The 22,697-nt window shown below is 66.0% G+C and carries 22 protein-coding genes; 9 read left to right on the forward strand and 13 right to left on the reverse strand.

The genetic code is table 11. The features are described from left to right. The first annotated feature begins 41 nt into the window (after nucleotides 1-41). On the forward strand, nucleotides 42-2,303 hold the full coding sequence (locus AC1RLU_RS13995; protein WP_492796276.1) for a TonB-dependent hemoglobin/transferrin/lactoferrin family receptor: 2,262 nt from the start codon (nucleotides 42-44) through the stop codon (nucleotides 2,301-2,303). Nucleotides 2,304-2,359: 56 nt separating this feature from the next. Here the strand turns inward: AC1RLU_RS13995 and AC1RLU_RS14000 are convergent, their stop codons facing one another. The 3 genes from AC1RLU_RS14000 to AC1RLU_RS14010 all read right to left on the reverse strand — a co-directional run bounded on the left by AC1RLU_RS14000 (nucleotide 2,360) and on the right by AC1RLU_RS14010 (nucleotide 6,012). Continuing rightward, a complete protein-coding gene (locus tag AC1RLU_RS14000; protein ID WP_492796278.1) occupies nucleotides 2,360-3,178 on the reverse strand; it encodes an RNA methyltransferase in 819 nt (272 codons plus the stop codon). 179 nt (nucleotides 3,179-3,357) lie between these two features. After that, nucleotides 3,358-4,497, reverse strand: a complete 1,140-nt coding sequence (locus AC1RLU_RS14005) for a dipeptidase (RefSeq protein ID WP_492796279.1) — start codon at nucleotides 4,495-4,497, stop codon at nucleotides 3,358-3,360. Between the two features lie 264 nt (nucleotides 4,498-4,761). Further along, nucleotides 4,762-6,012: an NAD(P)/FAD-dependent oxidoreductase gene (locus tag AC1RLU_RS14010; RefSeq protein ID WP_091856562.1), complete on the reverse strand. Its 1,251-nt coding sequence runs from the start codon at nucleotides 6,010-6,012 to the stop codon at nucleotides 4,762-4,764. Between the two features lie 264 nt (nucleotides 6,013-6,276). Between AC1RLU_RS14010 and AC1RLU_RS14015 the strand changes: the two genes are divergently transcribed. The 5 genes from AC1RLU_RS14015 (at nucleotide 6,277) to AC1RLU_RS14035 (ending at nucleotide 10,808) form a co-directional block, all read left to right on the forward strand. Then, nucleotides 6,277-7,248, forward strand: a complete 972-nt coding sequence (locus tag AC1RLU_RS14015; protein ID WP_492796281.1) for a hypothetical protein — start codon at nucleotides 6,277-6,279, stop codon at nucleotides 7,246-7,248. 44 nt (nucleotides 7,249-7,292) lie between these two features. Beyond that, nucleotides 7,293-7,976: a glutathione S-transferase family protein gene (locus AC1RLU_RS14020; protein WP_492796282.1), complete on the forward strand. Its 684-nt coding sequence runs from the start codon at nucleotides 7,293-7,295 to the stop codon at nucleotides 7,974-7,976. A 36-nt stretch (nucleotides 7,977-8,012) separates the two neighbouring features. Then, a complete protein-coding gene (gene rpe, locus AC1RLU_RS14025) occupies nucleotides 8,013-8,696 on the forward strand; it encodes a ribulose-phosphate 3-epimerase (RefSeq protein WP_492796283.1) in 684 nt (227 codons plus the stop codon). Nucleotides 8,697-8,734: 38 nt separating this feature from the next. Further along, nucleotides 8,735-10,042 (forward strand): adenylosuccinate lyase, encoded by a 1,308-nt coding sequence (gene purB, locus AC1RLU_RS14030; RefSeq protein ID WP_492796285.1) that lies wholly within the window; start codon nucleotides 8,735-8,737, stop codon nucleotides 10,040-10,042. Between the two features lie 187 nt (nucleotides 10,043-10,229). After that, the gene (locus AC1RLU_RS14035) at nucleotides 10,230-10,808 is read left to right on the forward strand and encodes an RBBP9/YdeN family alpha/beta hydrolase (protein ID WP_492796287.1); all 579 of its coding nucleotides are present in this window, start codon (nucleotides 10,230-10,232) and stop codon (nucleotides 10,806-10,808) included. Nucleotides 10,809-10,958: 150 nt separating this feature from the next. Here AC1RLU_RS14035 and AC1RLU_RS14040 read toward each other — a convergent pair whose 3' ends face one another. From AC1RLU_RS14040 to AC1RLU_RS14070, 7 genes are all read right to left on the reverse strand, one after another. Beyond that, complete coding sequence (locus AC1RLU_RS14040) at nucleotides 10,959-12,074, reverse strand: branched-chain amino acid ABC transporter substrate-binding protein (RefSeq protein ID WP_061966961.1); 1,116 nt, start codon at nucleotides 12,072-12,074, stop codon at nucleotides 10,959-10,961. Between the two features lie 130 nt (nucleotides 12,075-12,204). Further along, nucleotides 12,205-12,579 (reverse strand): DUF6867 family protein, encoded by a 375-nt coding sequence (locus AC1RLU_RS14045; protein WP_061966962.1) that lies wholly within the window; start codon nucleotides 12,577-12,579, stop codon nucleotides 12,205-12,207. Between the two features lie 127 nt (nucleotides 12,580-12,706). After that, nucleotides 12,707-13,462 carry an ABC transporter ATP-binding protein gene (locus AC1RLU_RS14050; RefSeq protein WP_492796288.1) on the reverse strand — a complete coding sequence of 252 codons (756 nt, stop codon included), beginning with the start codon at nucleotides 13,460-13,462 and terminating at the stop codon, nucleotides 12,707-12,709. Further along, a complete protein-coding gene (locus AC1RLU_RS14055) occupies nucleotides 13,459-14,319 on the reverse strand; it encodes an ABC transporter ATP-binding protein (RefSeq protein WP_091856683.1) in 861 nt (286 codons plus the stop codon). Before AC1RLU_RS14055 ends, AC1RLU_RS14050 begins: the two co-directional genes overlap by 4 nt. A gap of 5 nt (nucleotides 14,320-14,324) precedes the next feature. After that, a complete protein-coding gene (gene livM, locus AC1RLU_RS14060; protein WP_492796290.1) occupies nucleotides 14,325-15,710 on the reverse strand; it encodes a high-affinity branched-chain amino acid ABC transporter permease LivM in 1,386 nt (461 codons plus the stop codon). Nucleotides 15,711-15,714: 4 nt separating this feature from the next. Beyond that, on the reverse strand, nucleotides 15,715-16,638 hold the full coding sequence (locus AC1RLU_RS14065) for an ABC transporter permease subunit (protein ID WP_492796292.1): 924 nt from the start codon (nucleotides 16,636-16,638) through the stop codon (nucleotides 15,715-15,717). Nucleotides 16,639-17,047: 409 nt separating this feature from the next. Next, entirely contained in the window at nucleotides 17,048-17,374 is a 327-nt protein-coding gene (locus tag AC1RLU_RS14070) for a cupin domain-containing protein (protein WP_492796294.1), read from the reverse strand. Between the two features lie 278 nt (nucleotides 17,375-17,652). Between AC1RLU_RS14070 and AC1RLU_RS14075 the strand changes: the two genes are divergently transcribed. Then, nucleotides 17,653-18,168, forward strand: coding sequence for a flavin reductase (locus AC1RLU_RS14075; RefSeq protein ID WP_492796295.1), 516 nt, complete (start codon nucleotides 17,653-17,655; stop codon nucleotides 18,166-18,168). A gap of 16 nt (nucleotides 18,169-18,184) precedes the next feature. Here AC1RLU_RS14075 and AC1RLU_RS14080 read toward each other — a convergent pair whose 3' ends face one another. Together AC1RLU_RS14080 and AC1RLU_RS14085 are read right to left on the reverse strand one after the other, a co-directional pair. Then, nucleotides 18,185-18,595, reverse strand: coding sequence for an aconitase X swivel domain-containing protein (locus AC1RLU_RS14080; protein WP_492796297.1), 411 nt, complete (start codon nucleotides 18,593-18,595; stop codon nucleotides 18,185-18,187). After that, nucleotides 18,586-19,845: an aconitase X gene (locus tag AC1RLU_RS14085; RefSeq protein WP_492796298.1), complete on the reverse strand. Its 1,260-nt coding sequence runs from the start codon at nucleotides 19,843-19,845 to the stop codon at nucleotides 18,586-18,588. The genes AC1RLU_RS14080 and AC1RLU_RS14085 overlap by 10 nt, the downstream gene beginning before the upstream one ends. A 147-nt stretch (nucleotides 19,846-19,992) precedes the next feature. On the opposite strand from AC1RLU_RS14085, the gene AC1RLU_RS14090 reads away from it, so the two are divergent. Next, nucleotides 19,993-20,445: an SRPBCC family protein gene (locus AC1RLU_RS14090; RefSeq protein WP_091856569.1), complete on the forward strand. Its 453-nt coding sequence runs from the start codon at nucleotides 19,993-19,995 to the stop codon at nucleotides 20,443-20,445. A 6-nt stretch (nucleotides 20,446-20,451) separates the two neighbouring features. Here AC1RLU_RS14090 and AC1RLU_RS14095 read toward each other — a convergent pair whose 3' ends face one another. After that, nucleotides 20,452-22,014 carry a methyl-accepting chemotaxis protein gene (locus AC1RLU_RS14095; protein ID WP_492796300.1) on the reverse strand — a complete coding sequence of 521 codons (1,563 nt, stop codon included), beginning with the start codon at nucleotides 22,012-22,014 and terminating at the stop codon, nucleotides 20,452-20,454. 120 nt (nucleotides 22,015-22,134) lie between these two features. On the opposite strand from AC1RLU_RS14095, the gene AC1RLU_RS14100 reads away from it, so the two are divergent. After that, nucleotides 22,135-22,635, forward strand: coding sequence for a (2Fe-2S)-binding protein (locus AC1RLU_RS14100; protein ID WP_492796301.1), 501 nt, complete (start codon nucleotides 22,135-22,137; stop codon nucleotides 22,633-22,635). The last annotated feature ends 62 nt before the right edge of the window (nucleotides 22,636-22,697 follow it).

Consider the following 22,697-nt stretch of genomic DNA (forward strand, 5'->3'; position numbering starts at 1 on the left):
GCGGCTTTGACCCGCAGCGTTCAGAAGGACGGGTCAAGGCCATGGGGATGCATTCCGGTACATTGCGCGAAGGGGTCGCGCTCGGCAGCTTGATGGTGGTTCTGCTGGCATCGCCCGCCATCGCGCAGCAGCAGAGCCGGGCCCGCACCGCCCCCGTGGCGCAGAATGCGGACACGCCCGTCGTGCTCGACCAGATCAACGTCCAGGGCGAGGGGCAGCCGGGTGGCGCACTGCTGGGCGGCCCGACGACGACGCGCACGACGCGCGAGGAGCTTGACCGCCAGCAGATCCAGAGCATCGCAGATCTGTCGCAGCGGCTCGAGGCCGGCATCTCCTTCAACCGGGTGAACGGCTCGGTGAACATCCGTGGCCTGGACGGCGCGCGCGTGCTGACCACGGTCGACGGCATCCGTCAGCCCTTCATCCAGGACACCCGCATCGACCGCAGCATCGGCACGGCCTTCGATTTCGACTCGCTGTCGACGCTCGACCTGCTGCGCGGCGGCAGCGGCAGCAGCACGCTCGGCTCGGGCTCGCTCGGCGGCGCCCTGGCGGTGCGCACGCTCGATCCGGAAGACCTGATCCGCCCGGGCAAGACGGTCGGCGGTCTCGCGAAGACCGGGTTCGACACGACCGACAAGGCCTGGTTCGGCAGCGGCGCGGTGGCCGGCCGTTTCCACAATACCTGGGCGCTGTTGCAGGGTGGCTTCCGGAGAGGGCACGAGGTCGATAACCGCGGCTCGAATCCGACGATCGGCGCTGCTCGCACCGAGCCGAACCCGGCCGATTTCAATCAGTACAGCTTCCTCGCCAAGCTGCATCAGTATGTGAACGAGGTGCATCGCTTCGGGCTGACCGGCGAGATCTTCAAGCGCGACGAGAAGATCCAGACGCGGACCAACGCGGTCTCGCTCACCGGAAACTATCGTCCCGGTGCGCACCAGACCCAGGAGGACGTGGAGCGCAAGCGCGTTTCGCTGACCTATGACTACAAGCAGCCCGGCGGCTTCATCGACGAGGCGCACGCCAATCTCTACTGGCAGGGCGTGAAGCGGAACTCGATCCTCAACGCCTATCGCTACACCAGCGTCGTCGGTCCCTTTGCCCGCAACAACGAGGTCGAGGAAAAGTCCTTCGGCTTCAACGGCCACCTGATCAAGAGCTTCATCACCGGCCCGGTCTCGCACAAGCTGACGCTCGGCACCGAACTGCGCGCATCGACGCTCGACCAGTACTCAGCCGGGCTGGATGGTTGCCGCCCGCCCTATGCGCCTTTCTCGGCCTGCAACAACCTGCATACCAACCAGTCCGACACGCCGCGCGTCGAGGGCAATATGGTGGCGTTCTACGCGCATCATCAGTTCGGCTTCCTCAACGACACGCTGCGCCTGACGCCGGGCGTCCGCTTCGATCGGTATGAGGAAAAGCCGAAGGCGACGGCGTCCTATCTCGGGAGCTCGTCCTATGCGGGAATGCCGGCCGCATCCAGCGACGACGCCTGGTCGCCGCGCGTCCGGCTGGAATACGACATCATCAAGAACGCGCCCTATCTGAAGGACGTCACCCTGTTCGCACAGTGGTCGAAGGGCTTCCGGGCTCCGACCGCAAGCGAGCTCTATGCGAATTTCGGCGCGGTCGGCACCTATCTGCGCAGGGGCAACCCTGACCTGCGCCCGGAAACCAGCAACGGCATCGATGTCGGCTTCCGCTTCGGCGACAAGGCGTTCGGCGGTTCGGTGACCTTCTTCCACACGAACTACCGCAACTTCATCGAGACGGTGCAGATCGCGCCTCCGGGCGGGCTCTATCCGCAGGGCGGCATCCAGGGCCCGCAGAACGTGGCGCGCGTCGGGATTTCCGGTGTCGAGGCGAACATGCAATACGCCTTCGCGCCGAACTGGCTGGTGCGCGGCTCCTTCGCCTATACCGATGGCAAGAACAAGATCACCGGCATCGGCCTCAACTCGATCCCGCCGGTGCAGGGCATCCTCGCCATCGCCTATGGCAACGAGAGCTGGGGCGGCGAGGTGTCGACCAAGCTGGCCGGTGCCCGCAAGAGCGTCGCCACGACGGGCTCGACGCAGGGCTTCCAGGCGCCGGGCTATGCGATCTTCAACGCCATGGCCTGGTGGCGGCCGATGCCGCAGATCGCAGACCTTGAATTGCAGGTCGGCGTCTACAATATCTTCGACAGGAAATATTGGGATGCCGTGACGGTGCCGACGGGCGTTCTGGCCCAGGCCCGCGACTATTACAGCGAGCCTGGCCGTACCGTGAAGGCGACGCTGAAGTACCAATTCTGACCGGGCGTTTCGAGACCCCCCGACCAGACCAGCCGGCCCTTCGGGGCCGGCTTTTTTTATTCTTCGGCCTCTCCGGCCTGCCTTGCCAGGAGACGTGCCTTCTTCGGCCCCTCGACCAGCGACTTGAAGACGCCACGCAGCGTCCGGGCTTCCTGCTCGGTCATGTCGAGCCGGTGCAGGACATCGCGCAGGTTGGCGGTCATCACCGGTTTCTTGCCGGGCGGGAAGAAGCCGCAGAGATCGAGCTCGGCTTCGAGATAATCGAACATTGACAGGATCATCTCGCGCTTGGCCGGCGGCGAGGGGTTGTTCTCGCGGAAGGGCGGCTCGCCATGGGTCGTCTTGAACCATTCATAGCCGTTGAGCAGCACGGCCTGGGCGAGGTTCAGCGAGGCGAAGGCGGGATTGACCGGGAAGGTCAGGATCGCATCGGCGAGGCTGATTTCCTCGTTGGTCAGGCCGATGCGCTCGCGCCCGAACAGGATGCCGACGCGCTCGCCGGAGCCGATACGGTCGGCGACCTCCGGCATCGCCTCCGCCGGGGTCAGCACGCGCTTCATCTGGCCGCGCTCGCGGGCTGTCGTCGCCAGCACATGGTTGAGGTCGGCGATGGCTTCCGCTGCGCTGTCGAAGAGCCGGGCATTCTCCAGGATATGGGTGGCTCCGGAGGCGGCTGCGGTCGCCCCCTTCTTGAGGCCGCCGCCGCTCGGCCAGCCGTCGCGCGGGGCGACAAGGCGCATTTCGGAGAGGCCGAAATTCGCCATGGCGCGCGCGCACATGCCGATATTCTCGGCGAGCTGCGGCTCGACCAGGATGACAACGGGGGCGGGGGCCTGGACGGCCGGGCGGGTGCGGTCGGTGCCGGAACCGGTCATGGAAATCAGGTCTTGTCTTTGCGATGAGGCTTGCATCGCGCCCTGGATGATTGGGCGCGATGGGCAAGTTCATACGTCATGCTCGCCCTTGTGGCGAGCATCCACGTCTTGAACCCACGCCCGGCAAGCCAAGACGTGGATGGTCGGGAGAAGCCCGACCATGACGCTATTGGGAGCCCTCAGGCCGCAGCTTGCTCGACCGCGCGCAGCACGCGCAGCATGTTGCCGCTGGCGAGCTTGGTGAGGTTCTCCTCCGACCAGCCGCGACGGATCAGCTCCGCGATCACCGACGGGAAGGTCGTGGTGTCCTCGAGCCCGTCCGGATTGACCCAGCCGAAGAAGTCCGAGCCGATGCCGACATGGTCGTGGCCGATGCGCTTGGCGAGGTATTCGACATGGTCGCAATACTCCGGCAGCGTCGCCTTCGGGCGCGGGCCGGACTTGGCGGCGATCTCGGCCTCGACCTTGTCATGGTCCACGCCTTCGGGGCTCTTGCCGTACTGGTCCTTGGCCGGGCGGTGCCAGTCGCGGGAAGCCTGGCTGATGAAATCCGGCACGAAGGTCGCCATCACCACGCCGCCATTGCCGGCGACGCGGTCGAGCACGTCGTCGGGGACGTTGCGCGGGTGGTCGCAGAGCGTGAAGGCGTTCGAATGCGACCAGACCAGCGGGGCGCTGGAAACGTCGAGCGCGTCATGCATCACCTTCGGCGCGACATGGGCGAGGTCAATCACCATGCCGAGCTTGTTCATCCGCCGCAGAACATCCTTGCCGAAACCGGTGAGGCCGTTATGGCGCGGGGCGTCGGTGGCGGAATCGCACCAGTCGGTGGTGTCGTTGTGGCAGAGCGTCATCAGGCGCACGCCGAGATCGTAATAGGCGTCGAGCGCATCGAGTTCGCCATCGACCGCCGAGCCGTTCTCGATGGTCATGAACAGGGCGATGCGCCCCTCGGCCTTGGCGGCCTCGACATCCGCGGCGGAGAGGCCCGGACGGAAGGCGTCGGCGTGGCGCTTGAGGATGCCGCGCATCAGCGCGATCTGGGCGAGCGCGAAGCCGGCGGGATTGGGCTGCTTCGGCGGGACATAGGCCGCGAAGAACTGCGCCGCCATCTTGCCGGCCTGCATGCGCGGGATGTCGGTGTCGCCCTCGGCATGGACCTTGTCGAGGCCGTAGGTGGCGACGTCGCCCTTCGCCTTGCCATCCTTGCGGATGACGTAGGGCAGGTCGTTATGGCCGTCGATCAGCGGGACGCGGTCGAGCAGGGCGAGCGCGGCGGCGTAGGCATTGTCCTGGACGGGCGGTTTGGCGAGGGCCATGGCAAGGTCTCGGTCGGGAATCGGGAGCCGGATCGTGGCAGGGAGTGCGGCGGACGGCGAGGGGGCAGGACGCAGGGGCGCCATGACGACGAGGCGCTGATGCCGGGTGTCATCCCGCACGCGCTGCGGCACGTAGTGCTGCTGCGCAGATGCGGGATCGTGCGACGAGAGGGCGCCTTCTCGTCATGCGGTCCCGTGTCTGCGCAGCAGCGTTGCACGCTGCGGCGCGCACGGGATGACAGTGCTCTTCAGCGGATGTGCGCCTCAGGCGAACCGCGCCGGCGCAAACGGAGCCGGGTCCACGAAAACCTTCTGGCCCGTCACCATTTCCGCGATCATGCGGCCGGTGACGGCAGCCAGCGTCAGGCCGTGATGGGCGTGGCCGAAGGAGAACCACAGGCCCTTGTGCTTCGGCGCCGGGCCGATGATCGGCATCATGTCCGGCGTGCAGGGGCGGCGGCCGAGCCAGGGCTCGGCATCGAGACGCTCACCGAGCGGGAACAGGGCCTTGGCGATCGGTTCGGCGCGGGCGAGCTGCACCGGCGTCTTCGGCGCATCGCGGTCGGCGAATTCGGCACCGGTGGTCAGGCGCACGCCCTGCAGCATCGGGGCGAGGAAATAGCCGCGCTCGGTATCGAGCACCGGATGGTTGAGCACGGCGTTGCCCTGCGGCTTGTAATGCATGTGGTAGCCGCGCTTGACCGCGAGCGGCAGGCGGTAGCCGAGCTTGTTGCTGAGCACATCGGCCCAGGGGCCGAGCGCGACGACGACATCCTTGGCCTCGGCCGTGGTGCCGTCGGCGAGAGTGACGGTCCAGCCGGCGCCGTTCTGCTGGAGCGTGCCGGCATCGCCGATGGCGAGCCTACCGCCGAGCTTCTCGAACAGCGCGACATAGGCCTTCGACAGGCCAAGCGGGTCGACGACGGTCGTCGGGTCGGTCCAGTGCAGGCCGCCGATCAGGCTGCCATGGTCGAGATGCGGTTCCTCGGCCTTCAGGGTCGCCATGTCGAGCGCGCGATAGTTCAGGCCGAATTCGCGGTTCCAGCGGGCTGCCTCGGCGAGGCGGGTGTCGCGTTCCTTCTCGGTGCGGAACACCTTCATCCAGCCGTCGCGGCGCAGCAGGTTGGTGGCGCCGGCCTCCTGCGCGAGGGCGTCATGCTCGGTGACGCAGTGCTCGATCAGCGTCGCGTATTTATGGGCGATCGCCTCGTGCTGCGAGGCGCGCGAATGCATCCAGTAGGAGAACAGGAACGGGGCGAGCTTCGGGATCGCGCTCCAATGGTAATGCGCGTCGATGGTGTTGTTCATCGCGTAGCGGATGAGCGCGCCGAAATCATGCGGGAAGCCGTAGGGGTAGACGCCCTCGCGCTGGATCAGGCCGGCATTGCCGTAGCTGGTTTCCTCGCCCGGAGCGCGACGGTCGACCAGCAAGGTGGCGCGCCCGGCCTTCTGGAGATGAAGCGCGACCGAAATGCCGACGACACCGGCGCCGAGAACGATCGTATCCACCTTCATGACCTGCTCCTGCCAACCCCTTTTCCCGCAAGGATAGCGGTTTGCACGGGCTTGTCAGCGTCACGACCGGATTTTGCGCGAAACAGCGCAATCTTTCGCAATTTCTGCGTCTGTTTTTGCCATCGGTCCGTGATGTCTTGTTTCTGGCTGTCCAGTGCGCAATTTTGTGCCGGCGCAGGACCGGGCTGCCTTCCCCGCAGGTGACGCTGGGCGCACCTTCAGCCAGTGTGCGTCTGTCTCGCGCGTGATTCCAGAGCCCAACCGATGCACCCTGCCGCCTTCCTCGCTGCCGCGCTCGCGTGGCTTGGCCGTCACGGCACGCAAGGCTTCGCGCTCTCGATCTTCCTGGGCCTGGCACTGCCGCAATTCTCGGCGATGGCGCGGCCGGCGCTGCCGATCACGATCTTCTGCTTCACCACGGTCGTGTTCATGCGGCTCGACATGAGCGTGACGCTCGGGTTGCTCCGGCGCCCGGCCAAACTCGCTGCGAGCTGCCTCTGGCTGATCGCCGGGCCGGTACTGTTGATCGGCGGGGCGCTCCTGCTGGTCGGGCGCGAGAACCTCGATCCCGGCATCGTGCTCGGGCTCGCCATCATGGGCGCGGCGCCGCCGATCATGTCCTCGCCGGCGGTCGCGATCCTCTACGGCTTCGAGCCGTCGCTGATCATCGCCAGCGTCATCCTGACTACGATCGTGAGCCCGATCGTCGCGCCGATCATGGTCGAACTGCTCGCCGGGGGGGCGGTCCCTCTCGATCGCTGGGCGCTGACGCTGCGCCTGCTGATCTTCATCGGCGGCGGCATGGCGGTGGCTGCCGCGATCCGGATGTGGCTTGGGCTGGCGCGCGTCAAGGCGATGAAGGCCAATCTCGATGGCTTCGGCGTGCTGATGTATTTCATCTTCGCCATCGCCGCGATGGACGGCGTGACCAACGCTGCGCTCGACGATCCCAGGCTCGTGCTGTTCGTGCTCGGTTGCGTCTTCGCGGTTTCGGCCGCGGGCCTGATCTCTAGCTGGATTATTCTGCGGCGGCTGCCAGCCTCCGAGCGCTTCATGATCGGTTACGGCGCCGGGCAGCGGAACATGGGCCTGCTCGTCGCAGCGCTGGGGGCGGGCGTCTCGCCGAAGACCTTCCTCTATTTCGCTCTGGCACAGTTCCCGATCTACCTGCTGCCCTGGCTGCTCGGCGGCATCGCGGCCCGTATCCGGCGCCGGGAGGCTGCTGACGGGCGCTGACGCAGGGGCTTGCGAGGCTTTCCCCGTCGCAGGAGAGCCGCGCCATGATCACCCTCTATTCCGGGCCGCTGAGCCTGTTCTCACGCAAGGTCGAGATCGCGCTGACCGAGAAGGGCCTCGCCTTCCAGCGCGTCGTGGTGCCGTTCAACCAGACGACCGGCTACGATCCCCGGCATCCCGAGGTCTTGGCGCTCAACCCGAAGCGGCAGGTGCCGGTGATGACCGATTGCGGGCTCGTGCTCTACGATTCCACGGTGATCAACGAATATCTCGACGAGGCCTATCCCGAGCCGAAGCTGATGCCGGATTCACCCGTCGAGCGGGCGCGTTGCCGGCTCGACGAGCTCTATGGCGACGAGATCCTGTTCCAGGCCCTGAAGCCGCTGATGCATCGCACCGAGCCGCCCGCGCCGGATCGCGACCGCCGCATCGCGCAGGAGGCCGACGCGCTGATCGCCGAGGACGGGCTGCTGCGCCATTACGACGTGCTGGAGCAGAAGCTGGCGGGGCGTCCGTTCTTCGGTGGCCGGCTTTGCGTGGCCGATATCGCCCTGTTCATGTGCGTGCTCTTCATCCGCCGCCTCGGCGGGCCGTCGCTCGATGGCTATCCCGGGCTGGCCGAGTGGTATGCGCGCTTGAAGCTGCGTCCGGCTTTCGCGCAAGTTGTCGCCGAGATGGTGGAAGCGGATCGCAGGCTGTCCTTTCCGGTGAAACTGCGCTCCGCCTGATTGCGGCAGGCGGCTTGGGGCGTTAAACCCCCGGCCATGACCAGCCCCATCCGCATCGCCCCCTCGATCCTCTCGGCCGATTTCGCCAAGCTCGGCGAGGAGGTGCGCGCGATCGACGCCGCCGGTGCCGACTGGATCCACTGCGACGTGATGGACGGGCATTTCGTGCCGAACATCACCTTCGGCCCGGATGTGCTGAAGGCGATCCGCCCGCACAGCAAGAAGTTCTTCGACGTGCATCTGATGATCGCGCCCGTCGACCCCTATGTCGAAGCCTTCGCCAAGGCCGGCGCCGACCTGATCTCTTTCCATGTCGAGGCGGGTCCGCATCCGCACCGTACGATCCAGGCGATCAAGGCGCAGGGGAAACAAGCTGGCATCGTGCTGAACCCCGGCACGCCGGCGAGCGCCGTGGAGGCGCTAATCCAAGATGTCGATCTCATCCTGTTGATGACCGTCAATCCCGGCTTCGGCGGGCAGAGCTTCATCCGCTCGGTGGTCGAGAAGGTCGCGCAGGTGAAGGCGCTGATCGGCGACCGGCCGATCGCACTCGAGATCGATGGCGGGGTGACGCCCGAGACCGCGCCGCTGGTCGTCAAGGCTGGCGCCGATGCGCTGGTCGCCGGCTCGGCCGTGTTCAAGGGTGGGCCTTCGGCCTATGCCGGCAATATCGAAGCGATCCGCAAGGCGGCCGAGGCTGCGCGCGGGTCGTGGGTTTGAAGATCTGAAACGCTGACATCATCAGTGGAAGGCCAGAGATGATCCCGCGCTATTCCCGCCCCGAGATGGTCGCCATCTGGGAGCCGCAGACCCGCTTCCGCATCTGGTTCGAGATCGAGGCGCATGCGACCGACAAGCTCGCGGAACTCGGCGTCGTGCCGAAGGAAGCGGCCGCGACGATCTGGGCCAAGGCCAAGGATGCCGTCTTCGACGTTGCGCGCATCGACGAGATCGAGCGCGTCACCAAGCATGACGTCATCGCCTTCCTGACGCATCTGGCCGAGATCGTCGGGCCGGAGGCGCGCTTCGTTCACCAGGGCATGACCTCGTCGGACATTCTCGACACGACGCTCTCGGTCCAGCTCGCGCGCGCCACCGATATCCTGATCGCCGATGTCGACGCGCTGCTCGCCGCGATCCGCCGCCGCGCCTTCGAGCACAAGCTGACCCCGACCATCGGCCGCTCGCACGGCATCCATGCCGAGCCGGTGACCTTCGGACTGAAGCTGGCGCAGGCCTATGCCGAGTTCGATCGCTGCCGCGCCCGCCTCATTGCGGCCCGCGCCGAGATCGCGACCTGCGCGATTTCGGGCGCCGTCGGCACCTTCGCCAATATCGACCCGCAGGTCGAAGCCTATGTCGCCGAGAAGATGGGGCTCGCCGTCGAGCCGGTCTCGACCCAGGTGATCCCGCGCGACCGGCACGCGATGTATTTCGCGACGCTGGGCGTCGTCGCCTCCAGCGTGGAGCGCCTGGCGATCGAGATCCGGCATCTGCAGCGCACCGAAGTCTACGAGGCAGAAGAGTTTTTCTCGCCGGGCCAGAAGGGCTCCTCGGCGATGCCGCATAAGCGCAATCCGGTGCTCACCGAGAACCTGACCGGGCTTGCCCGCCTCGTGCGCGGCATGGTCACGCCGGCGCTCGAGAACGTGGCGCTCTGGCACGAGCGCGACATCTCGCATTCTAGCGTCGAGCGCATGATCGGCCCCGATGCGACCGTGACGCTCGATTTCGCGCTGGCGCGGCTCACCGGCGTCGTCGACAAGCTGCTGGTCTACCCGCAGAACATGCGCAAGAACCTCGACAGGCTCGGCGGGCTGCACAATTCGCAGCGCGTGCTGCTGGCCCTGACGCAAGCCGGCGCCAGCCGCGAGGAGAGCTATTCCCTGGTCCAGCGCAACGCGATGCGGACCTGGGAGCACGGCGAGGACTTCCTGACCAACCTGATGGCCGACAAGGAAGTCGCCGAAAAGCTCTCGGCCTCCGAGCTCAAGGCGATGTTCGACGAGGGCTATCACTTCAAGCATGTCGACACGATCTTCCGCCGGGTATTCGGGGAAGCTTGAAGCGATTGATGGGCCAACTTACTTTGATGACCGGTTCGTCATCCCGCACGCGCCGCAGCACGCAAGTGCTGCTGCGCAGATGCGGGACCGCATGACGGAAAGGCGCTTCTTCGTGAGACGGTCCCGTGTCTGCGCAGCAGCGTTTCACACTGCAGCGCGCACGGGAAGACAGCTCTACTGATCCATCATGAAATCCTCCGACGTCGATATCCTCATCGTTCCCGGCTGGTCGGGCTCCGGGCCCGACCATTGGCAGAGCCGCTGGGAAACCCGCCTCAAGACGGCGCGCCGCGTCGAGCAGGCGGACTGGTACAAGCCCTCTCGCCATGTCTGGGCCGATGAGATCGTGAAGGCGGTGCGCAGCGCGACGCGGCCCGTGGTGCTGGTCGGGCATTCGGCCGGCTGCAGTGCGATCGCCTTCGCCGCCGAGCATCTCCATCCCGGCGAGGTTGCCGGCGCCTTCCTGGTCGCGCCGGCCTCCGAGAAGGCCAAGGGCGCGGTGCCCGGCATGGGACCGGATTTCATCGCGCATCGCCGCGAGAAGCTGCCGTTCCCCTCGGTGCTGATCGCCAGCGCGACCGATCCCTATTGCACGCCGGACGAGGCGCGGGCGCTGGCCGAAGCCTGGGGCTCGGAATTCGTCGAGGCTGGCGATAGCGGCCATCTCAACAGCGAATCCGGGCACGGTCCCTGGCCGGACGGGCTTCTGCGTTTCGCAGGGTTTCTCAAGAGCTTGAGCGTGGTTTCGCAGAAAGTGAATCAGTAGCCGGCCTGCGATTTCGCCGTCATCGCGGTTACCCGCCGGGACAACAGCCGGCGGACCGGTTCCCGCCATGGCGGGTTCGCCAACGAAAAGCCCGCTCCGGACGATCCGGGGCGGGCTCTTTCGTTCAGGAGGCCGGATCAGCCGCCGAGATCAATTCTCGACATAGGTGATCTTGCCGTCGGCCTGCTTCTTCCAGGTGTAGACGGTGTAGTCCGGACGGGTGATGTCGCCCTTCTTGTCGAAGCCGATATCGCCGATCACCGTCTTGACCGGCTGGCCGCCATGCAGCGCGGCGGCGATCTTCTTCGGATCGACCGAGTTCGCGCGCTTGGCGCCTTCCGCCATGATCTGGACCGCAGCGTAGCTGTAGAGCGTGTAGGCTTCCGGCTTGAAGTTCTTGGACGCGAACTTCTTGATGACAGCGGCCGCCTCCGGGCGCTTCTGCGGGTCCGGCGGGAAGGTCATCAGCGTGCCTTCGACGCCGGGGCCGCCGATCGTGGCGAACTCGTCGGTGGTGATGCCGTCACCGGAGACGAGGATCGTCTTGAGGCCCTGGTCGCGCATCTGGCGCACGATCAGGCCGCCCTCGGTGTGCAGGCCGCCCCAGTAGAGGTAGTCGGCGCCGGAGGCCTTGATCTTCGAGACGAGGGCCGAGAAATCCTTCTCGCCGGCATTGATGCCTTCGTAGAGCACTTCCTTGACGCCGCCGGCGTTGAGGCCCTTCTTGGTCTCGTCGGCGAGGCCCTGGCCATAGGTTGTCTTGTCGTGGACGACGGCGATCTTCTTGTCCTTGAAGTTCTTCAGCAGATAGGCCGACGCAACGCCGCCCTGCTGGTCGTCACGACCGCAGACACGGAAGGTGTTCCACAGGCCGCGCTCGGTGATCTTCGGGTTGGTGGCCGAAGGCGAGATCATCAGGATGCCGTTCTCGGCATAGACTTCGGACGCCGGCATGGTGACGCCGGAGTTGAAGTGGCCGACCACCCATTTCACGCCGTCGCCGACGAACTTGTTGGCGACCGAGACGCCCTGCTTCGGATCGGAGACGTCGTCGCCGACGCTGACCGCGATCTTCTGGCCGAGGACGCCGCCGGCGGCGTTGATGTCCTCGGCGGCCTGCTCGGCGCCGTTCTTGAGCTGCGCGCCGAATGCAGCATTCGGGCCGGTGATCGGACCGCCGACGCCGAGCTTGATCTGCGCGTTGGCCATGCCGGAGAAGGCGAGGACCGCGCCGAGTGCAATGCCGCCCAACAGCAGTTTCTTCATGTGATGCAACTCCCCTGTATTGATTGATCAACGGGCTGGACGGGCCGCCCGTCTCGGCGCGTTCTGGCCATCGTGAGCCGCAGTCTTGCGCTTTTCCGATGGTCTGTCACGCGACAAGCTCGCAAAGTTCCTAGAGCAGTTCGGGCCGAATCACGGCGCCTGCGCGGGGCTTCCAGCCGAAGGGGCCGGCGGGCTCGAACAGCCAGTGATATTGCCGCGTCATCTGCTTGGCGCGGGTGTAGCGCCAGCCGGCATAGCCGAAGGCGACAAGCACGATCGTGTCGACGACGTAGTAGTGGACGGTCAGCAGCGTCGCCTCGAACAGCGCGAAATGGATGAAGCGCACGAACAGGCCCAGCACCAGCATGTAGACGACGAGCTGCCAGTTCGGCCGCCATGTCAGCGCGATGGCGCGGCCCGCCATCCAGGCAAGCCAGCCGCCCATGACGACGGTCACCAGCAGGAAGAGCCAGATCGTCGGTTCTTCGTAGAGGATGCCCTGCATCTCGTGCTCCCGGCTTCAGGCGGCTTTGGAAGCGGCTGACATCACCACAGCGATGACATGGGTGGCGTGCAGCCGTCTCTCATCAAAAAGTTGCAGCGGAGGAGAGGTGGTCCTCCGCCGTCTCATCTCAGTGCCGGCCGCCTTCGAGATAGGCGGCGCGCACCTGCGGATTGGCGAGCAGTTCCTTGCCGGTGCCGCTCATCGTGACGACGCCGTTGACCATCACATAGCCGCGATGGGCGAGCTTCAGCGCGTGGAAGGCGTTCTGCTCGACCAGGAAGACGGTGAGCCCTTGCGTCCGGTTGAGTTCGCGGATCGCCTCGAAGATCTGCTTCACGATCAGCGGCGCAAGACCGAGCGAGGGTTCGTCCAGCAGCAGGAGCTTGGGGCGCGCCATCAGGGCGCGCGCGATCGCGACCATCTGCTGCTCGCCGCCCGAGAGCGTGCCGCCGCGCTGCTGCAGGCGCTCCTTGATGCGCGGGAAGAGCACGCAGATCTTTTCGAGATCCTCGTCGAAGTTCTCGAAATTGCGGACGGCGGCGCCCATCTGCAGGTTCTCGAATACCGTCATGCGCGGGAAGATGCGTCGCCCTTCCGGGGATTGAGCGATCCCCAGCCTCGCGATCTCGTGGCTCGGCATCCGCGTGATGTCGCGGCCCTCATAGGTGACCGAGCCTTCGCGGGCCTGCGGATTGCCGAAGATCGTCATCATCAGCGTCGATTTGCCGGCGCCGTTGGCGCCGATCATGGTGACGATCTCGCCGGGGTTGACGTCGATATCGACGCCCTTCAGCGCGATGATCTTGCCGTAATAGGTCTTGACGCCACGGACGGCCAGAAGGGGCTGGGCGGGAGGCTGAGTTTCAGGCTGGGCTGCAGTCACGAGATGCCGACCTCCGCTTCGACCTCTTCGACCTCCTCGTCGTCGACGCCGAGATAGGCGGCGATGACTTTGGGATCGGCCTGTACTTCGGCCGGCGTGCCGTCGGCGATCTTGGTGCCGTAGTCGAGAACCACGACGTGGTCCGAGATTTCCATGACGACCGACATGTCGTGCTCGATCAGCAGCAGCGCCGTGCCCAGGTCCTTGCGGATCGAGAGCAGGAGATTGTTGAGGTCGAGGCTTTCGCGCGGGTTGAGGCCCGCGGCCGGCTCGTCGAGGCAGAGCAGGACCGGGTCGGTGCACATGGCCCGCGCGATCTCCAGCCGGCGCTGGTCGCCATAAGGCAGGTCGGCGGCGGGGTCGTCGGCGCGGTGGGTCAGGTTGATCTTGTCGAGCCAGAACTTGGCCTTTTCGATCGCCCGCTTCTCGCTGGCCTTGTAGCCGCCGATGCCGAGCACGCCGAGGAAGGTGAAGCCTGAGGCCAGCATCAGCGGGTTGTGCTGGGCGACGAGCAGGTTCTCCAGCACCGTCATGCCGCCGAACAGGCGGATGTTCTGAAAGGTGCGGGCGACCTTGGCCTTCCAGGAGATGCGGAAGTCCGGCATGCGCTCGAGCAGGTAGCTCGTGCCGTCGTCATGGTTGAGCGAGACCATGCCCTGCGTCGGCTTGTAGAAGCCGGTGATGCAGTTGAAGCAGGTGGTCTTGCCGGCACCATTAGGGCCGATCAACGCGGTGATCTCGCCCTTGTGGGCCTGGAAGGAGAGGGCGTTGACGGCGGTGAGGCCGCCGAAGCGCATGGTGACCTGCTCGATCTCGAGCAGGGCGCGGCCCTGCGGCGTCGTCTGGGGAGCGATCATGGCCATCAGCCGTGTCCCTCCTGCACCATATCGGCGGAGATCGCCTTCTTCTCCTTGAGGAAGGCGGTGGGCTCGCGGGTCGAGATCAGGCCGCGCGGCTTCCAGATCATGATCACCACCATGGCGAAGCCGAAGATCAGCATGCGGTACTTCGTCGGGTCGAAGTCGTTGCCGAAGATCTGCTTCATCCATTCGAGCTCGCGCAGGAGCTCGGTACCGCCGATCATCGCGATCGCCGCGATGGCGCAGCCCCAGAGCGAGCCCATGCCGCCGAGCACGACGATGGCGAGGATGACCGCCGATTCCATGAAGACGAAGGATTCAGGCGAGATGAAGCCCTGCCGCGCCGAGAAGAAGGCGCCGGCGAAGCCGCCGAACATGGCGCCGATCGAGAAGGCGGTGAGCTTGGTGTTGGTGGTGTTGATGCCGAGCGAGCGGCAGGCGATCTCGTCCTCGCGCAGGGCCTCCCAGGCGCGCCCGACCGGCAGCCGCCGCAGGCGCAGCGTGACGAAGGCGGTCAGCAGCGCCAGGCACAGGATCAGGTAGTAGAGGAAGATCGTTCGGTAGAGCGGCGTGAACTCCAGACCGAAAACGGCGGCGAAACCATCGTCCGCCGCCGTGAAGGGGATGCCGAAGAAGGTGGGGCGTGGAATGCCGGAAATGCCGGCATAGCCGTTCGAGAACTCGGTCCAGTTGATCAGGACGAGGCGGATGATCTCGCCGAAGGCCAGTGTCACGATGGCGAGATAGTCGCCGCGCAGGCGCAGGACGGGGAAGCCGAGCAGCATGCCCCAGAAGGCGGCGAGGATGCCGGCAAGCGGCAGCAGGAGCCAGAAGGACAGGCCGAAATTCTTGGCCAGCAGCGCGTAGGAATAGGCGCCGACGGCATAGAAGGCGACATAGCCGAGATCGAGCAGGCCGGCGAGGCCTACGACGATGTTCAGGCCCCAGCCGAGCATGACGTAGATCAGGATCTGGACGCCGAAATTGTCGATCCATTTCAGCGCGCCGCCCCAGCCGGCGAGCCCGATCGCGATCGCCGGGAAGGTGGCGAGGAAGCCGAGCCCGAACAGCGAGAAGACGCGGGAGTGGCGCTGGAAGAAGGCGATGGTGCCGTGCGGCAGGATGCGCAGCGTGGCCTTGCCCTCCTGCCGGCCCTGCTTGCGCAGCGCGACCAGGAAGCGGCCGATGAAGACGATGCCCACCGCCCAGGCGACGGCATCCCAGCGCGGATCCAGAACAAGGACGTTGTCCATGTTCTGGCGCGTGCCCCAGGCGATGATCGGGATGCAGAGGCCGAGCGTCACGAAGGCGGCGAAGCCGGCCTCCTTGAAGGCCGCCTTCAGGTCGCGGCCGGGAGCGGCCGGGTTTGCGGTCGAATTGTTCGCCATGGTCTCAGACCTTCTCGACTTCCGGGCGCCCGAGCAGGCCGGAGGGCATGAAGACCAGCACGATCGCCAGGATGGCGAAGGCGGCGACGTCCTTGTAGTCGATGGTGAAATAGGCCGACCACATCACCTCGATCAGGCCGATCAGCAATCCGCCGATCACCGCGCCAGGCAAGGAACCGATGCCGCCGAGCACCGCCGCCGTGAAGGCCTTCACGCCGGGCACGAAGCCGTCGGCGAAGTTCACGACACCGTAGAGCACGAGATACATCACACCGGCCACCGCCGCGAGCGCCGCGCCCATGACGAAGGTGATCGAGATCGTGCGGTCGACGTCGATGCCGAGCAGCGCCGCCATCTTGCGATCCTGCTCGCAGGCGCGCTGGGCGCGGCCGAGCGGCGTCTTCTGCACGATGTACCAGAAGGCCGCGAGCAGTACCGCCGTCGTCAGGATGATGACAATCTGCTTGTAGGAGATCTGGACCGAATAGGTCGCGCTCTCGATCAGCGTGATCGACTTGTTGAGCAGCGGCGGGATCGATTTGTTGCGCGGGCCCTGCACGACCTGCACGAAGTTCATCAGGAAGATCGACATGCCGATCGCCGAGATCAGCGGCGCCAGGCGGAAAGAGCCGCGCAAGGGCCGGTAGGCCACGCGCTCGATCGTCCAGTTCCACAGCGAGGTGACGAACATCGCCAGGCCGAGCACCACGACCAGCGCCAGCATGACCATGCCGGCGCCGGTGCCGACCACCGCCGTGATCAGCATGAAGAAGATCAGCGCGATGAAGGCGGAGAGCATGAAAATATCGCCGTGGGCGAAGTTCACCATGCCGATGATGCCGAAGACCATCGTATACCCGATGGCGATGAGACCGTAGATCGATCCCAGTGTCAGCCCGTTGATGAGCTGCTGCAGGAAGACTTCCATTGAAAAACGCCGACCCCTCGAACCAGCTCCCGTTCTCGTCACCGGCATGACGCCGGCGCATGCGGGATGCGATTGCCGTGCAGAGCTACCAACGGCTCGTGCCGGGGACAATCGCTCCGCGCCAAATTTCTGTCAAAAGCAATTACGAACGACCTGCCCTGAAAATGTGCAGAATTCTCTGCGGAGCAGCGGGTGTTATACGCATGATGATTGCGTTGCAGGCTGTGAAAACTCGCTCCGATCGCATTTCCTGCCATCGCGGGGGTGATGGTCTGCCATGCGCCTGAGGGCAGGTTATCCAAAAGACGAATACGAAAAGTCGATTGTTGGATCGGAAAAATGCATGGGAGGGCGCTGCGAAGCCGTGGGCTGGGCAGTGCTTCCGAGGCCGGTCATCGGGTGGCTGCCGTCACGGCAGCGAGAGTTCCTTGAGGGCGCCGGGCTGCTTCACCTCGATCTCGACGAAGGCGATCGGATGGTCAGAGCCGTTCATGACGTCGTGGCGGATGCCGGCCGGGCGCATATAGGCTTGGCCCTGCGCCAGCGGCACGTCGGAGACATCCGTTCCGTTATGGATACGCAGCGTTCCGGCGGTCAGCATGATGACGAAATAGGGCCAGCCATGCTCGTGCCAGCCGGTCACGGCGCCGGGCTCGAAATCCCAGCGGGTGATCCTGATCGTCTCGTCGTCCTGCTGGACAGTCGGCGTGGCGGGAATCGTGCAGGTAAAGGCCATCGGGATCTCCATGGGCGGAACGCCGACGGCCACAGTCCCGATCAGGCTCCGGCCCGGCCGCTGGCAGCCGACATCGCCCCAGCCTGATGGATCGCCATCGCGATATCAAGTTGCAGCGGTGCGGCCGCTTGTGGCGCCCGGCCCGTTAACGGAAGGGTGCTATATCCGGTGGCGTATTGGAGTAAGCCGCCGGCTTCGCCCTGGCTGGCGCCGGCGACCTCCAGTCTCTACATGGACTGCTGTTCCGCCGGATCCGGGACATCGAACCGATCGAGCCGATGACGAAGACCGTTCACCCCCTGCCGCCTCTGGACCATCCGGACGCCCATGCGTTCCGCGATGCCATGGCGCGAGTCGCGAGCGCCGTGCATGTCGTGACCACCGACGGGCCGAGCGGGCGCATCGGGCTGACGGCGACGGCCGTTGCCTCCGTCTCCGATTCGCCGCCGACGGTGCTGGTCTGCATCGCCCGCGGCAGCCGCACGCTGGCGGCGATCGAGGCGAGCGGGGTGTTCTGCGTCAACACCTTGCCGGAAAAGCTCGTCGATCTCGCGGAAATCTTCGCCAGCCGGCGCGGCATCGAGGGCGAGGCACGCTTCGACACGGCCCGCTGGGGCCGGCTCGTCACCGGGGCGCCTGTCCTGCTCGACGCGATCTCTGCCTTCGACTGCCGGTTGGTCGCGACGCATGACGCCGCCAGCCATCGCATCGTCATCGGGGAGGTTGCTGGCCTCGACGGCGCCGGGCACGGGGCGGGGCTGATCTATCGGCACCGCCGTTTCAGCGCGGTGTAGAGGCCAAACTCCAGCGTCAAGCGATGGTGATCAGACCCTCTGCCGAGATCGTGATCCTGCGGTCGGCGAGCGGTCCTTGATCGGCGGCCGGCAGGCGGAAGGCCGGCGGCGTCGGCCAGCCCATCTCGCGGGCGACGACGAGGCCGAGCAGGAGGATGGCGTCCGGCGCATCCATCAGCAGGGCGGCCGGTGCCTTGCCGGCATGGACCAGCTCCAGCAGCACGGCGGAGGCCGAGGACGAGCCGATCGTGCCGGGCAGGGCGAGGATGCGGCCGGCGATATTCTGGCCACGTTCGGGATGGCGGGCATCGATGATCGCGCCGCTCGCAGGATCGACGCCGCCCCAGAAGCTGATCGGGGCGGTCAGGGCAAGGCAGCCGCCAGTGACGGCGTCGCCGGGCAGGAGGATCTCCGCTTTCAACGCCATGCGCGGGCTTCCCTGACGAGCCGGCCGGCGACCGCGCTCTCGACGCATTCGGAGAGCGAGCCATAGGTCACGGCGTAGCCGGTATTGCCCGGCGCGTAATGGGCGAATTTCCCGGAATTGGTCATCAGCACGGCGCCCTCCAGCTCCGGCAGGATCGGGGTGACGACGACGCAGGTATCGACGACGAAGATCACGCCCGCTGCTTCCAGCGCGCCACGCCGGCCCTGCTCTTCGAGCGGGCCGACGACGTGTCGGCCGGTATTGGCATAGAGCGGCACTGTCAGCTTGCGCCCGGCCATGAGGCGTTCGAGCGTGTCGATCTCTGCCAGCGAGAGATGCGGCGAGCCGATCGCGACGGCATCGATGCGCTCCGTCGGCCCGGCTGTCGAGAGGCGGGCGAGGGCGGTCGCGATGTCGGCAGGCGTCAGGGCGCTCGTCTCGCGCGGAGCGATGCCGCCCAGCGCGGTCGCGGCGTCCGGAGCTTCGGGCGTGACACCCGCGACATGAAACAATCCGACGCCGCCCGCCGAGGCGGCGGCCGCACCGAGCGCCTTGAGGCGGTCCTCTGTCGTGCAGCCCTGCAGGCCGTCGATCACGGCGACGTCGCTGCCGGCGCGGCGGCCGAGGATCGTGCCGAGCACGGGATAGAACACGTCTGACGAACGTAATTCGTGGGAAAGGCCGCCGACATCGATCAGCAGAGTCGCGACCCGGTTCTCCGGGCGGTGCAGGCCGTAATCCGGGGCACGGCCGCTGATCGCGCAGGCGATGTCGAGGAAGTCGCCATAGCGGTTGGTTCGAGCGCCGAGCACCGAGTTGCAGAACACCACGGCATTGGATTCGCCCCAGGCGACGTCGCTGCCCTGCGCCGGGCGATGACCGGCCTGATAGGGCGCGCAGGTCCAGCTCGGCTCGCAGCCCATCGCCTCATAGGCCCGCATCATCCGCCGGGCCATGTCCCGCTCATGCGGAGGCAGACGGATCGCGGCGCAACCGGCCGGGGCGAGCGAGCCGACATTGAGGCTGGCGCGCACGCCGACTCTGGCACCGCCTGAAACCAGTTTCTCCGCGAAAAGCGTGCCGGAATCGCCATGGTAGAGCGCCCCGTCGATATGGGCGGAGGCGATCGGGATCAGGCGCGGCGCGCCCATCAGGCGGGCGGCTTCGGCCACGATCCGCATCGCCATGGCCGCCCCTGCACCGGCAGAGCCGCCGGCGATCATGCGTTCGTCGGTGGTGAGTTCCAGCATCGGTTCTCCCGCGGCCTGCCGCTTTCCAGGCCGGGCGCCTCTTGTGCAGGCGGGGGCTTTGCGACCATGGATAGGGAACTGGATAACCTTCGAACCGCGCCGGCCGCAATCGCCCGCGCTGCGGTCGTGCTGCTCGGGAGATGTGCCATGGCGATGACGATGAACGGCGAGGCGACCCTGCCGGCCGCCAAGGACGTGGTCTGGGCCAAGCTGAACGATCCCGAGGTGCTCAAGGCCTGCATTCCCGGCTGCGAGCAATTGACCATGGACGACGCCACCCATCTCTCGGCCATCGTGAAGGTCAAGCTCGGGCCGGTGAAGGCGACCTTCAAGGGCAAGGTCGAGCTCAGCGAGCTCGATCCGCCGAACGGCTATCGCATCTCCGGCGAAGGCGAGGGTGGCATTGCCGGCTTCGCAAAGGGCGGGGCGCGGGTCCATCTGAGCGACGCCGAGGGCGGCCAGACCCTGTTGCGTTACGAGGTCGAGGCCCAGGTCGGCGGCAAGCTGATGCAGCTCGGCTCGCGCCTGATCGATTCGGTCTCGAAGAAGCTCGCCGACGAGTTCTTCGCCAATTTCGCCAAGGCGGTGAGCGAGGGCTGAGCGCTCTCAGGACGCTTCGCGCAACGTGGCGAGTGCCTGGGTGACGGCGGCCTCGGCCGCCCCGACCTGAAGCGCGATATTGGCCGCGGCGGCGTTGGCCTGCTCCAACGCCGTCTGCGTCATGTCGAGGCTGCCATTGACGGCATTGGCGCTTTCGATCGCCTCGTCCGAGCTGTCGGCAACCAGCGCGGCGTCATGCGCGATCGTGGCGGTGACCTTGCTCTGCTGGGTGACGGCTTCCGAGATCGCCTCGGAATCGAGACGGATGGCATCGACCGTGGCGGCGATGGCGGCAGCGTGCGTCCCGCAGGCCTCGGCGCTCGCCGCGAGTTCGGCGATCTGGCCGGCGATGTCCTGCGTCGCGCTCGCGGTCTGGGTCGCCAGCGACTTCACCTCGGCGGCGACGACGGCGAAGCCGCGACCGGCCTCGCCGGCGCGGGCGGCCTCGATCGTGGCGTTGAGCGCCAGCAGATTGGTCTGTGCGGCGATGTCGGCGATCATCCCGACGACCTTGCCGATATTGCCGGTGGCCTCCCGCAGCCGAACGACGGCCTCGTTCATCTGGCCGGCGTCGAGCACGGCCTGATGGGTGATCGACAGGCTTTGCCGGGCGCGCTGGCCGATATCGGCGATATTGGCCGACATCTCCTCGGTCGCGGCGGCCGTCTGCAGCGATTTCTCGCGCACGACCACCGAGGCGCTGGCCACTTTTCCGACGGTGTCTTTGATGAAGCTGGTGGTCTGTCCGGTCTGGTCGGCGGTCGCCACGAATTGCTCGACGGCGTCGCTGATGGTGTCGTCGAGATGGCCGATTCGGGTCCTGAGCTTGACCGCCGCCTCGTCGAGGGTGGAGGTGCGCCGGCGGGCATCACCTTCCTCGATCTGCTGATTGATCGTGATCGCGGTATTGATATCCATCACCAAGAGGTTCTCGATGATCTCCATGTCGCTTGCGAAACGGCTGGGCGACAGCAGTGTGGTCAGGCGCGGCTTCGTCGCGATCGCCCGAAAAAGAGCGCCAGCAATCGATACGCGCGATCGGGTGCCGACCTTGATCGCGCGCTCCAGCGTGCACACGCGCTCCATCGACTCGTAGTAGCGGTCGTCGAAATCACCTTCGAAGATCAGTCGGAAGTGCTGCTCCGTGACTTCGTAGATGCTCTCGGTCAACGGGCTGATGTTGTCTTTCAGATCGGGATGGATCTGGCGACCGTAAGCGAAGGCATTGGCGACGATCTGTTCGATGACGAGATCGACATGCTTGCGATAACCGCGCAACGCGGCGCGCTTCTGCTCACCGTAGCCCGTCGAGCGCAGGCGTCGCTCGACCTGTTCGGAAATCGACGTCAAGAACGGCTCCCGTGCAGCCGGCAAACAGCGCTCCGCTGCCACATCACTGTGAACGGGCTCGGTTAAAATTTTGGCAATGCGAGGGCGGCCGCGCGGTTTTGCAAATTTTTGGCCACGTTCCAGCCAAACGCGACGAAACGCCCGCAAAACGGTGCAAATTAGCCTAGCTTGTCCTGGTGTCTCCGGCTTGACCCCGGAAAAACGCGGGTCCACATTCATTTTTGAGCTGTTCCAAGGAAGGCCTGCCTGATGAGGCCGGTTGCTCCTTAGGCTTCAGCACGGTCCAGTCCCGGGGAGGGGATGGACCGGCGTCGGAGACGGGTCACAGGAGATATGCTCATGGCCACTGTTTCGCTGACGGTGAACGGCAAAGCCGTCACCGCCAACATCGACCCGCGCACCCTTCTGGTGCAGTTCCTGCGAGAGAATCTGCGGCTCACCGGAACCCATGTCGGCTGCGATACCAGCCAGTGCGGCGCCTGCCTCGTGCATCTCGACGGCAAGGCGGTGAAATCCTGCACCACGCTTGCCGTCTCCGTGGACGGCGCCTCCGTGACGACGATCGAGGGGCTCGCTTCCGGCGACACGCTGCATCCGATGCAGGAGGCGTTCCGCGAGCATCACGGCCTGCAATGCGGCTTCTGCACGCCGGGCATGATCATGTCCGCCGTCGACATGGTGGACCGCCGCGGCCATCAGCTCGACGAGAAGACGATCCGCGAGGATCTCGACGGCAATATCTGCCGCTGCACCGGCTATCACAACATCGTCAAGGCAATCGCCGCCGGGGCCGAGGCCATGGGCAAGGGCGCTGCGCCGGCCCGCCAGGCCGCCGAATGAGGCCGCTGCCCGCGCCTCTTGGTGCGGGCTCTTCATCCTTCATGCGTTCCATGCAGTGAGGC

The sequence above is a fragment of the Allobosea sp. GW822-FHT05A11 genome, assembly GCF_058800455.1.